The sequence below is a fragment of the Neobacillus drentensis genome, from assembly GCF_021560175.1.
GTDB lineage: Bacteria > Bacillota > Bacilli > Bacillales > Cytobacillaceae > Neobacillus > Neobacillus drentensis_A.
This window is the reverse complement of sequence record NZ_CP091110.1, coordinates 3,063,536-3,077,066: the sequence shown is the minus strand read 5'-3', so window position 1 is coordinate 3,077,066 and position 13,531 is coordinate 3,063,536. Positions and strand designations below refer to the sequence as shown.

Below are 13,531 nucleotides of genomic sequence, written 5' to 3'. Positions count from 1 at the left end.
TATCTTTGAGCCCAATATGCCTCCAAGTCACAAAAGACTCTCAATTATACAATTGAGAGTCCTAAGACCGTAAACGATTTTTAACCTTAATTCGTCGCGATAAACTGTTTTTTATCTTGATAGACAGGCAGCCATTCGCCATGGGCCTCTATTAAATCGTCGCATAAGGAGACAATATCATCTAATGATAACTCTGAAGCAGTATGTGGATCGAGCATTGCTGCTTGGTAAATGTACTCTTTTTTCCTTGTTACTGCAGCTTCAATGGTCAGCAATTGTGTATTAATATTTGTTCGGTTCAAAGCTGCCAGCTGCTCAGGTAATTCCCCTATATAACAAGGGATGATGCCGCTTCGGTCCGCTATACACGGAACCTCTACAACCGCCTTTCGAGGGAGATTACTAATTAGTCCGCCTGTGTTCAAAACATTACCGCCAAACTTAAAGGCAATATTTGTTTCCATCGCTTCAATAATTCTTGAACCATATTCTGATGAACGTACGTGTGAAAGATTGGAGTCAGTGGTAAGAGATTCGCGCATTTCTTCCCAGCCTTTAATTTGATTTTCACAACGCCTTGGGTATTCATCAAGCGGTATATTAAACTTTTCAATTAGTTCTGGATAGTTATTTTTAATAAAGTAAGGATGGTATTCAGCATTGTGTTCAGAAGATTCTGTTACATAATAGCCGAATTTATCCATAAGTTCAAAACGGACCATATCATGATGTTTAGACTTTTGCTTTTCTAATGCTCGCTGTTTAATTTCAGGGTATAGATCCTTCCCATTCTTTTTCACTTCCAGCAGCCAAGCCATATGGTTAATTCCAGCTATTTTCTCTTCCACGCCTTCAGGGTCCATCTCTAATGTCTTAAACAAGTCTCTTGTACAAACTTGAACACTATGACATAATCCTACTGTTTTTACATTTGTATATCGAAGCATGGCCCCTGTTAATGAAGCCATCGGATTCGTATAATTTAAGAGCCAAGCGTCCGGGCATACCTCTTCAATATCCTTCGCAAAGTCGAATAGTACCGGGATTGTACGTAAAGCTCTAAAAATACCTCCGATCCCAATCGTATCAGCAATGGTCTGTCGAAGGCCATATTTTTTAGGAATTTCGAAATCAATGACTGTACTTGGCCTATATCCGCCCACTTGGATGGCATTGATGACGTATTTAGCCCCTGTTAATGCTTCGCTCCGGTTTAAATAGGCTTTAATGCTAATAGATTTATTGTAACGATTCCTTAGATTCGTCAGCATAGCCTCTGATTCTCTTAACCGCTTTTCATCAATATCATATAAAGCAAATTCAAAGCCATCAAGGGCCGGAACCATCATACAATCTCCCAAAACGTTTTTCGCAAAAACAGTACTGCCTGCCCCAATAAAAGTAATTTTCTCCATTTCCTAATCCTCCCTAAAATAAAGTTTATATTTCTAAAAACTCGACATCATATGGTTCCTTGACAGATTCCACCCCCTTAAGCCGTTCTATTTTCCGAAAACTACGATTGCAAAGGGAAAATAATCCATACGTACTGATGCTAAAAATAATGGCGCCAGTAATAGGCAATGCCATTACAAGGATGGCTGTCCCAACAAGAATCAACAGACCCAAAAGGGTACTCGGAAAATGACTAATTGAAATGAACATCGCATTTTTAATGACTGTACGCCAATTTGCTTTGTAGTGGACCATGACAGAAAACAAAAAGACGGTTGAAAAAGAGTATAGGATCCCAAAAAAGAATAGAATCGGCAGCAATATATTACGGACCGAACTAAAATGGTTCATAAACTTATAGTCAAAATATAATAAAAAAGCAATAAGCAGCCATATAATCCCTAGCAGAAAACTTTGTTTGAAATTTTCCTTAAAAAACCGGAAAAAAGGTCTAATCACACTGGAATCCTTATACAAAACCGATTGCCTAATAACCGCAAACATGGCGGCAGTTGCTGGAAAAATCGTAACAATAGGCAAACACATTAAAAGCCAAAGCAAATTGATCAGAAGTAGATTCGAAGCCGTCTCGAATACGGAATATGCCTTACTGTTCATAAAGTTCATATAACTCACCACTAGTTTTTAATTTCTTATTTAATACCTGTAATTGTGACACCTTCAATAATTTGCTTTTGAGCAACAATATAAATGATCAATACAGGAATAACAGAAATGGTGGTTCCTGCCATCATCAGTGCCCAGTCAGCGACATATAGACCTTTGAACGTGTTTAGCAGCAACGGTACAGTAAATTTCTCAGGTGTGTTTAAGAAGATTAAGGCATCCAGAAAGTTATTCCATGAACCTAAGAAGACAAAAATTCCTACTGCCGCAAGGGATGGACGAATAAGCGGCAAAATAATGCTCCAATAGATTCTAAAGTAGCCGGCACCGTCAATAATCGCTGCTTCTTCCAATTCTTTTGGAATTCCCATGATAAATTGCCTTAATAAAAATACGGCAAATGCGTTAAATAAAGCACCCGGTACAATCAGGGACAGGTGGGAATCTAACCATCCGATTTTCCCCATTATGATATATAAAGGAATCATCGTTACTTGCTTCGGAATCATCATAGTTGCTAAGAAAAGAATGAACAAAAAATTTGCGCCTTTAAACTCAATTTTCGCAAAGGCATAGGCGGCCATAGAAGCTGTCAGTAATGTAGCCAATACAACAACTGTTGTAATATAGAAGCTGTTCCAGTAGGCTAAACCGAATGGCATCGCAGTCAAAGAATCAATATAATTTGACCACTTAACGGGATTCGGGAGCCAGGCCGGCGGCACCAGGAAGATATGTGAAATATCTTTTAAGGAACTGCTTACTGTCCATAGGAATGGAAAAATCATTATGATTGCGCCAATCGTTAAAATAATATGAAGAAAGATTTGAGACGGTTTAACCTTTTTCTTCACCTTTGTTTCAATAACTGGTATGGCGTTCTTTCCTACACTTGTGACAACATTATTCGCCATAGTGAACCCACCTTTTCGACATTTTGAATTGAATAAGTGTGAAGAATAAGATGATCACAAACAAGATCATGGCTGTAGCAGAGCTATCTCCCATTTTGAAGTCAATAAACCCTTTTTGATAGATATGATAAACGAGTGTGTAACTCGCTTTCGCTGGGCCGCCGTTTGTCATAACAAAGGCCTGATCAAATACTTGGAAGGAGCCGATGATGGCCATGATGGCAATAAAAAACGTTGTTGGTGAAAGAAGTGGCAGGGTAATGTGCCAAAACTTCTGAAAACTGTTTGCTCCGTCTATTTCGGCAGCTTCATAATAACTTCTTGAAATTCCTTGCAATCCTGCAAGAAAGATAACCATGTTATTGCCAAGTCCCCACCATATACTAAGGATGGCTATAGCTGGAATAACCCAATGCGTATCCGTCAGCCACTTTGGGCCTTCAATCCCTATATGGGAAAGCAGTATATTCAAAATTCCAAAGTCACCGTTTAAAATCCACATCCAAATGACTCCGATGGAAACAGAACTTGTAACAACAGGCATGAAATAAAACACACGATAGATCTCTTTGCCTTTCACATTGTTTAAGGCCACGGCAAGGAGCAGAGAAATGACAATTCCAACGGGAATAACTAATATCATGTAATACACTGTATTTTTCATTGCCATCCAAAAATCAGGATTATGGAACTGCTTTGAATAGTTGGCGAAACCTACAAAGGTTTTAGCACCAAAACCGTCCCATTTCAAGAAACTTAACACAAGTGCGTAAGCAACTGGGAATAATGAGAAAGCAAGCAGGCCAATCAATTGCGGTGCAATAAACAAATATCCTGCTAACGCCCTTTGACGCTTATGCATGGAACTCACCCTCCACTTCAATTTATGAAAATCAGACCGCTAAGCCCAAAGCTTCTAAATTAAGCGTCTGTCATTTATCGATTTGAATAGAGAAAGGGAAGGGATAGAACGTGATCATTCCCTCCCTTTTACTCTCGTAAAATTAGTTTCCGGCTTGATATTCGCTTGTCAACTGCTTGGTTTTCTCGGTAATATTCTTAATCGTCTTATCTACACTCTGTTTACCTAAAAGCAGTAGGTCATATTGATCTTCTACTTCTTTATTCAATCCAGGAATTTGTCCTTTGAACATAAGAGGAGCACCGTTCACAAAGCCTTTTTCACGGCCATCCATTAAGTATTGTGTATGTTCGACTGTTTTATCACTTGTGACGATCTCGTCAATCCCGCTAACTGATGGTATTGCGTTACCATTTCCCTCTAAGCGAGCCTTCTGTCCTTCTTTGGAAACATAGTAGGTTGCGAAATTCATAGCTTCTTTTACATGTTTAGACTTTTTATTTGCGGCCATAAAGGCTACACCAATTTGAACGGGCTCCATTTTGTTGCCTGTGTTAGTTGGCCAGTAAATGTAATCGAAATCAAGACTTTTATTTTCACTGAACATTGGAGTTAACCAGCGGCCAGCGGCCACCATACCTACTTGATTTGACATGAACATGGCATCTAGACCTTGTCCCTTAGGAAGAGAACCAGCATACATAATTTGTCCTTTTTTTGTTAAGTCACTGATAAATTGGATTGCCTCACGTGCCTTTTGATTCTGATCTAAAACATAATTACCTTTTTCATCATAGGCACGTCCGCCGTTTGACCAAATCCAAGTATCCATCAGCCATTTTTCGGCGATAAAGCCTTTTTTACCACCGTCTTTTAACTTCTTCGTCACTTCATCAAAAGCTTTCCAATTCCATTGACCTTCGTCAAAATATTCTTGAGGCGTTTTAATTCCTAAATCCTTGAACATCTTTTTGTTGTAGTAAAGTAACAACGGGTTACAGTCTACCGGTACACCATAATATTTACCATCCTGCTTGGCTGCGCCCCATAACCCGGCAGCATATTCATCTGGCTTAGCGTAACTGTCGCCGGTCTGCATATATTCACCTAACTCCGCGACAGATCCGTTTTGCGCAAGCTTTGCCATTGTCGCGTCACCTACATAAAATACGTCTGGAGCATCTCCACCTTGCAGCTGAGTCAATATTTTTTGCTCATAACCATCGGTAGGCACTGGAATTAATTTGATTTTTACGTTTGGATGCTCTTTTGTATAGGAATCAATTCCTTTTTGATATACCTTCAACTCCGCTGGATTTCCCCAGGCAGACATCGTAAGGTTTACGATCTTACCAGAACCGCTACTACTTGAGGATGCTTTTTCCCCACTGCCGCTACACCCGGAAAGGGCCAGCATGCCGGCAAACAATACTGGAACAATCTTGAGGAGAACATTTGATTTTCTTTTCATATAAATACCTCCTATTTTTTGAGAATGATTATTCTTAAAAATCAATAGATTGTGCGCCTTGGATACCTCTATGTATCCCTTCGAAGTTTCATCTTTTTATTCCAATTTCGTTATCTCGAATAAGTATGGTGATTTTACCAACGAGCTCCAATCGTATGATCGACACTAAGCTCTTCCTATTGCAGCTCGATTTAAGTCATAGAACCATGTTACTACTGTGTTAGTTATCTATCTTTCTACTAGTCTATGACCTTTTGACTTACTACTTTGCATCTTCCAGGCTAATCCAATCACAGCCTGTCCTACTGGATAGGTTGTAGATCTTTCTACCTAATACTCAATTTCCCACCCTGCAATTCTCGTAAAGCGTCTCAAGATTTCGAATGTGCTTTCATACTTAAGGGTAGTCATCAAATACTTAAGCTGCATTCATAAAGTTGCTAGTAGAATGAGACTGCTATATAATTATAGAGACTCATTTACTTAGTCCTTGAGTCCTGGTTTAATGTCCCTATCACATGTGATGGCCGTCACAATAGGGATATTAAACCTTATAAAACATACGGTCACTTCCCCCAAATCACCTCCTTAAAGTGGTCCTTCATTCTACTGATTGGTTCCACAGCTTTGTCTAATCACTAATTCTGTAGGAACTGTTACTTTCAACGGAAGTTTTCTGCCATTGATTCGATCTAATAATAATTTAACCCCAGTTTGTCCCATCTCTTTTGTATGAACCTTTACTGTTGTTAAAGGCGTACTACAAAATTCTGCCATTTCGATATCATCAAAGCTGACGATAGCTATATCGGACGGAACGGAAATTCTTAATTCCTGAAGGGCCCGTAAAGCACCAATTGCCATAGGATCGCTCGCAATAAAAAATGCTTCTGGAACATCGTTCTGTTTGACAGCTTTCTTCATCAATTCATATCCTTGGATCATCGTATATTCACCGATGAAAACATAGGATGGTTCATAGAGTCCTTCTGATTTCATCACCTTCTCATAGGTCGTAAGGCGTTGATCCTCCCCGATGATTGTTCTCTCTTTTAGATGCTCCCTTTCGACACCCCCAATATAACCGATCCGTTTATAACCAGCTTTAAGCAAATGCTGTAAGGCTTTTTCTGTTGCTTTTTGAAAATCGACAACAACGGAATCGTACATATCCTCATCAGGAGAATGATTGATATAAACGATGTTTTTAATATGACCGCTTATTTTTTTAAAAGCCTCCTCATTTATTCTTCCAACAATAATCATCCCATCCAGTTCATGAACTTTCTGATGATCGACCTTATCATATGAACGGATCATAGTGGTTGTACTAATCCCTTGCCTTATAAGTTCTTCCTCAATTCCCTGACGTATCGATAAAAAATAAGGATCACTCAGCTCCTCTTCATTTGAAAGAAAAAGGACAACACCTATTGCAGGATTCTTTTTACTCCTAGAAGTTTGTTGTTGATTACGGCGTTCTTGGATGGTCTTATATCCCAGTTCTTTCGAGGCCTGATAGATTCGCTCGCGGGTTTGGTCCTGAACAGTGATTGTTTCATCACCATTTAACACTCTTGAAACCGTTGCAACTGATACCTTTGATAATTTCGCTATATCCTTAATGGTTGCCATCTCTTTTACCTTTCTAGTAAATAATTTACTAAAAAAACTTACAATTACGTTAAATGTTTACTTGGATAATTTTAGAATATCAGGAAGTGATAGCGTTTTCAACTAAATTTTTAAATTTTCTGTATTTTTTACTATATCAGAGAAAAGGTGTTCAAGGATCCCTAAATTACCTCTTAATAGCGCCATAAAATGTGTGAGATTTACGTGATCAGTTTTTGTATACATAATGCAAGTTACCGCCGTGTGATATGCCACATGTCATTTATGCGTTTAATCTCACGCAAATCACACTTTGGCTTGCGATCATATGTCAAAATTCCATTAATCTCCTGTTCGACATCTGTTAGCTGTGTGTAACAATAGCCATGCAGTGAGGTTGATTCATATACTGCTTTCAACACCCTTTCATAATCTGCCAGGTACTCTTCCTCGTTGGTCACAGTCGTATAACCCCAGCCATTTTCTTCTCCGACTTTATAACCAATCCCGCCAAACTCTGTTAAGAGAATGGGTTCACCACCATGTTCGAATCCTTTTGAATAGATTCTTCTTCCCGCTGGTCTTGACTGAAGTAACTGTTCAACCGTTGAGATCGAACGAAGAAACCCATTGTATTTTTCACTTTTGTCCTTATGGCCATGATTATAGTTATGGATCGCGCAAATGTCCGTTTTTGTTAATTCCCATCCGTCATTTGAAATGACTAATCTAGTAGAATCCAATGAATGGATTAAATAATACATCGCCAGTGAATGGTGCTTTTGCTGGTCATTTGTACTTATAGAAGGAACTCCCCAGCTTTCATTCATAGGGACCCAGGTTACGATACATGGGTGGTTATAGTCTCGCTCAATGATTTCAATCCATTCTTTCGTGAGTCGTGCCACAGCATCCTCACTAAAGGAAGGAGAAGCAGCACATTCTCCCCATACTAAAAACCCTAATGTATCTGCCCAATATAGAAATCTTGGATCCTCGACCTTTTGGTGCTTCCTGGACCCATTAAACCCCATTTCTTTTGCTAATTCGATATCTTTCTTTAAGTCGTGATCGCTTGGTGCCGTCAATAAACCGTCCGGCCAGTAACCCTGGTCCAGAACAAGCTTTTGATAATAGGGCCTGTTATTTAGAAAGACCATGCCATTTTCCGTATGGATTTTCCTCATCCCAAAATAGGAAGTGATTTCATCGAGTACTGATTCCTCTTCTTTCAATCTAATCGTAACATCGAATAAATTGGGCGTTTCCGGTGTCCAGTTCCACCCTGCATGATGGAACCCCGTTCTGAATATTTTTCGATTATAGAGATTGATCGATCTTTTTGCAAAACTCTCATAAATTTTAATGGTTTCTTTTACAATAGGTTCTTCTTTAAAAGTGATGTCAATTTCAAGATCTTTATTTAAATATTCACCGGATACCTCTAGTTCAATTTTGATATCTCCATTGTCAATGTCAGGTGTGAATCTGACTTTATTTATATGTGTTTTATCCACAGCTTCTAACCATACTGTTTGCCATATTCCCGTGGTCCGCGTATACCAAATCGCTGCGGATTTTTCATTCCAATACTGTTTGCCACGCGGAATGGTTTCGTCTCTTGAAGGATCTTCAACTCTGAGCACAACTGATTGTTTTCCTTCTCTTAAATAGGTTGTAATATCGAAGAAAAAAGCAGTGTGCCCGCCCTCATGAGTACCAACTAAACTTCCATTAACGAAAACCATTGACCGGTAATCTACGGCACCAAAATGCAAGATGATTCGTTTACCAAGCATGGATTCAGGTAGGTCGAATTCTTTGCGATACCAAACCCAATCATGAAATGCCGTATCATGAATTCCGCTAAGCTTCGTTTGATAAGCAAATGGAACATTAATTTTTTGCTTGAATTCTCTTTTTTTAGCAAACCATTTTTCTTCTAATCCAATATTCTCATCATCAAATTCAAAATCCCATTCACCATTTAAATTAAGCCAGTCTTTTCTCATGAATTGCGGACGGGGGTATTCTTGTCGAAATGTCATAACTTCTCCTTTACCTGATAAAATTATTTATTAAAAATTTTGTTTTATTACAAATTTTCTGTAAATTTAATTTAAAGAATACGCTTACATAGGTAAAGTGTCAATATTTTTTTGTTTAATTACATGATTTTTGTAATAATAAAAAGCCTTCTTGTAACAAGAAGACTTCTCAAATGTGTGGATGATGTTAATAGAACGATATCTTTAATTTAATATCCTGAGGATGATCACCAAATTTACTGCCAAAAAGGTTTATACCGCCTTTGTGAACGGCGTCTTCTTTAATACCAATTCGAAAAGATATATAATCACGCTCTAATATACCTAAATGTTGGACTGTTATATCGGATAGGTAAATGTCGTCAATTGTTACCTTGTCCTCCGACACTTTCCACGTCTTTAGTGTCCCATATTGGGTGCGAGTAGTTTCTCCCCAAGCCTTAGGATTCAATTTTCCAGGTCGGTCCCCAAAATCACCAGGACTTGTCCAAGTCCCAATTTCTACCCCATTTAACCAGACAGTAATGTCAGATGGCCAATTATGGTCATAATTCGGAGCCTCCGAACAGATCTCTGTGGATATCTCAACTAATTGTACTTTTGCTCCAGGTGGAATAACTAAAGGAAACTTATATTCAAAGTATCCTTTTCTCGTCCAAATAAGCTGTGCATTTGATCGAACAGGATTATAGAAATGAACCGGTTCATCTTCCGGTATGATAATTCCCTCTTGACTAGCAATACCGCATGTTGGTGAAACATGGAAGTCGGTATATTGCCCAATCGGCATTTCAAGCTCGTACATTTTATAAGTATTTATACTTTTGGGATCATTTATACTGATATGAATATCATCAAAATTGCGGGTACATACTTTCATCGCACCTCTGCTGGCCGGACGAAGTTGAGTTAGGATCAACCCGGCTTCTTCAAGAACCTTTATATGGGAAGCTGCGGTTGAAACAGGGATATCTAACTTTTCTGACAGTTGATTGATATTCACATTCCCTTTATTTAATAAATCAATGATTTTCAATCTTACCTCTGATGATAAAGCATGCGCAACCATACGAAGCTTTTCCGGCTGTTTAAGCGATAATTCTAACAAAGGGATCCCTCCGAAAACTTCAGTTTTGTCCAAAAAAATTGTTAGACAACTGAATACTAACAAAAAATGTGGAATAATATAAGTTTATTTTAATAGTATTATTACGTCAAGAAAGCGAACAAAGGTAATTGCTATGTAAAGCATTCTGCAAGTTTTTCTGTTTCGGTAATCAGTTTCTTATAGTAGTTTAAAGCCTTATATTTCTTTCCTTACTTTAAAACAAACCCTGCGAGTATTGCATCATATTAAATTTCCCAATAACCTGCTTTAAGTCTCTCACTTACAATAAGTCTTTTAAAATTTTTTTCGCTAATTATTTTCATCTAATTTCACCCATTAATAATCAAATACTTTTCCATTTCTCAAATGAAGGTAACCGGAGAAACCCAGCTCTAGTTAGGTTCCTGTATTTCACCAGGCAACGGATTAGTACGATAAAATTAAATTTATCATTCTCTGAAACTACAAATAACGGTTTTTTTTGTCATTTCCCCATCAACTTTCGCCAAGGAAGGCTTATGTGGTTGCGACATAAGCCGAAATTTAAGTTATCTATAATATCGATTTTTTCTATATTTACGGGATGGATTATACATTCTGTCATGTTCCCTAATTGAACGTCTAATCATTTTGACAAGCCCTTTACCCAACGACTTACTAACTTTATAAGAAGAGGATTTCTTTTTCCTGGCTGTAACTGGTTTAATTTGTTTTATTTCTTTTGGCTTTGGATAATCTGTGTCAAACAAATGATCGATAAAAGGTTTTGGATTTCGGAAAAACAAACGCTCTACCAAATAGGTTATGAGTGCCAAAGGAAGTCGTATAATAATCACAATAATAATAATCACAAGGAATATACATAGGACAGCTAAGAAATCACTAATTTTAAAATTCCTCCTCGTTTAAAAAATTACAGTTCCTTTGTCTAATTTGTATAATAACATGGGTGATACAAACATTTAACACACCTTATGATAATTGTAAGGCATGGCTAATGTTCATTCATTGGTAATTTATTGTCATTTATGGAATTTGCGTTTATATACAGTTGGTTAAAAATATAAATAGACCATCATTATGATGGTCACATTTCTTGAAAGGATGAAATTGTGCGTTTTATCCTTAAATCGTATCGAAGTCTTTTAGAGCGTTACAACTGTATTTGTCTATTATTCATATTTTTAGATAATTAAATTCCTTTAACTCCATCAACATAAACACCGTCTATATAGAGCATTACAACATTATAGATTGCGAAAGTAGTAGAATATTTTAACTCTACTTTGGCGGTTGTCCCATTCCTCAGTTTTAAACTACCTTTTAATGTCGCTTCACCGTTTAAAATAATATGGGTGCTTGATTTTTTATCTTGCACTTTTCCATCAACAAGAAATACAAAGTCACCATTTTATACAATTTTATGTCCCTTATAAAATGCACTATATATAATCTGCTGCCAAGATTAATCGCTCCTTTATTATTTTCACGAAATAATATTACACCGAGTCTTCTACAGCTACATTTGACTCTCTCTACCTAACCTATAAGCCTTTTTAAATATTCTGTTTGAAGCAGCGATATACTCACTATAAACTGTTCCACCTTGTAGACCGAACAGTGAAAGCATATAAAAATGTTTTGATTGGATCTTACGTACCTCCATCTCATTGTTTTTTCCATGGTATCCTGAATCCATCCCTAAACTAGCCATTTCCCAAAAAAATTCTGTTGAAAATGATATTAAATTTGACTCCTTTTTTGGTATATCTCAATAAACTTTTGGAAGTCTTTTTCATCAATTCTTTCAAGAATTAATCTCAATGATAATTTTTTTTAAGTCTTTTAATAGTAGTAGTGAACAACACTCCAAATGACTTGAGTGGTGATCGCAGATACATTGCCTCCTGTCGAATTTAATAGTAGCAAATATAAGCCGGATAATGACTGCCTAAATTTTTTATATGTATAGCTTTATTCCTCTTCAATATATTTGATATAGCATTCACCCTCAATAGAAACAATTTCTGCTTTTTTAAGAGTCATATCAATATATCTATCCATTACGGAAATAGAAGAATCAATCAATACCAAATCATTCATTTGCCTTTGAAACTCTTTATTACTAAGAATATGGGCTTCTTTTTTCTTGTTCCTTTTATAGTCAAACCAATCATTGACCTGTGCTTTTGTTTGTCCAGCTAATTCGTAATTACCAATTTTACGGCCAAGAACATCACCTAAAATTCCACTTCCAAACGTAAGAACTTTCTGTTTCTTACTTACCTTGTTAAGTGAGTTTGTTTCATCAATATAATGCTTAGTCCATTTAGTTGCTTTATCAAATAAGCCTTTATACTGATTTACTATATCGCTAATCTCGTTACGGTAGAGGCTCAATTCTTCAACATCTATAATATTGTTTAAGTTTATTATAAGTATCTGAGCTAAGTTACATAGATAAACAGCGTAATGATATTGAACCATATTATTTCTCAGTTCTTTTATGTTATTTGTTATCACTGTTTCCTTGTCAGATTTAAAAGATTCTGATTCTCGCTCTATTATTTTTTCAATCTGCTTTTTGTATAAATTGATGTTTTTTTTAGCAACTGTTCGTATACCATTAATTTGAATAAGTGTTGTACGGACTCTTTCTGAGTCATTCATTATGAAGCGTATATGTTCAATAATCTCATATAACTCTTGAAGTGCTGTCTCTAGTTCACTTTGATTAACAGCATCAATATACTGTTTTATATCATCAATTCCACCTTTGATATCTAAAAGATTCTCATTGACTTGTGCCATAAAATACTGTCCAGTCACAGTTGATAAAGCATTAAATGCATTAGAGACAACCTGCGCTGTATTAGAGATAGATAAAAACGCATCATTTTTTAACCACCGTGCTTGTCCTTTCACCTTGTTTGTAGCATTATCGAGGCCAGTTCCAATAAACACATCTGTTGTCCCTTTTATTGTCGCCAGATGCATTGATGGATTTAAAAGGCATTTATAAGAGTTTTCTGTCGCTGCTTTAAAGGCCTTCTCAACTGCACCTTTATATATTTTATCTACTAAAAGTTGTGGTGCAAGTTGAAGTAATGGTTCCACATACTTAACCTGGTCTAAGGCCATTCTCCAATATCCTTGATTTTCTAAATCTGCAGGCAACAACTCATTAACGAAAAATTCGATACCAAAGGTATTATTCATATGCTCTTGAAGCTCGTCGTTATTTACATTCTGACTTAGCTCTGTATTTTTTTCATTATCCATGAAGTATCCTCCTAAAATTTTGTCAACAAATCACTCACTCAACCTACTGTTATCAAATCAGGTAACCACCCCCTAGGTATTTTTGCCCTTTGACGTGTTTCCATAGATTAAAAATTAGAACAGCAATCAGTCCGGGCAGTTGTCCCAACC

10 protein-coding genes are annotated in these 13,531 nt (G+C 36.9%); all 10 read right to left on the bottom strand.

Annotated elements, in window-relative coordinates; all coding sequences use genetic code 11:
• Window positions 1–86 precede the first annotated feature (86 nt).
• Entirely contained in the window at window positions 87–1,415 is a 1,329-nt protein-coding gene (locus L1999_RS14290; RefSeq protein WP_235744156.1) for an alpha-glucosidase/alpha-galactosidase, read from the bottom strand.
• 25 nt (window positions 1,416–1,440) lie between these two features.
• Window positions 1,441–2,082, bottom strand: a complete 642-nt coding sequence (locus L1999_RS14285) for a YesL family protein (protein WP_235744155.1) — start codon at window positions 2,080–2,082, stop codon at window positions 1,441–1,443.
• 26 nt (window positions 2,083–2,108) lie between these two features.
• Window positions 2,109–2,996: a carbohydrate ABC transporter permease gene (locus tag L1999_RS14280; RefSeq protein ID WP_235744154.1), complete on the bottom strand. Its 888-nt coding sequence runs from the start codon at window positions 2,994–2,996 to the stop codon at window positions 2,109–2,111.
• On the bottom strand, window positions 2,986–3,858 hold the full coding sequence (locus tag L1999_RS14275) for a carbohydrate ABC transporter permease (protein ID WP_235744153.1): 873 nt from the start codon (window positions 3,856–3,858) through the stop codon (window positions 2,986–2,988). Before L1999_RS14275 ends, L1999_RS14280 begins: the two co-directional genes overlap by 11 nt.
• 142 nt (window positions 3,859–4,000) lie before the next feature.
• Window positions 4,001–5,329 (bottom strand): ABC transporter substrate-binding protein, encoded by a 1,329-nt coding sequence (locus tag L1999_RS14270; RefSeq protein WP_235744152.1) that lies wholly within the window; start codon window positions 5,327–5,329, stop codon window positions 4,001–4,003.
• 606 nt (window positions 5,330–5,935) lie between these two features.
• Window positions 5,936–6,964: a LacI family DNA-binding transcriptional regulator gene (locus L1999_RS14265; RefSeq protein WP_235744151.1), complete on the bottom strand. Its 1,029-nt coding sequence runs from the start codon at window positions 6,962–6,964 to the stop codon at window positions 5,936–5,938.
• Window positions 6,965–7,197: 233 nt separating this feature from the next.
• A complete protein-coding gene (locus L1999_RS14260) occupies window positions 7,198–8,991 on the bottom strand; it encodes a glycoside hydrolase family 2 protein (protein ID WP_235744150.1) in 1,794 nt (597 codons plus the stop codon).
• 187 nt (window positions 8,992–9,178) lie between these two features.
• Window positions 9,179–10,099 (bottom strand): ArsR/SmtB family transcription factor, encoded by a 921-nt coding sequence (locus L1999_RS14255; protein ID WP_235744149.1) that lies wholly within the window; start codon window positions 10,097–10,099, stop codon window positions 9,179–9,181.
• Window positions 10,100–11,291: 1,192 nt separating this feature from the next.
• Window positions 11,292–11,477 (bottom strand): hypothetical protein, encoded by a 186-nt coding sequence (locus L1999_RS14250; RefSeq protein WP_235744148.1) that lies wholly within the window; start codon window positions 11,475–11,477, stop codon window positions 11,292–11,294.
• A 596-nt stretch (window positions 11,478–12,073) separates the two neighbouring features.
• Complete coding sequence (locus tag L1999_RS14245) at window positions 12,074–13,381, bottom strand: hypothetical protein (protein WP_235744147.1); 1,308 nt, start codon at window positions 13,379–13,381, stop codon at window positions 12,074–12,076.
• Window positions 13,382–13,531 lie beyond the last annotated feature (150 nt).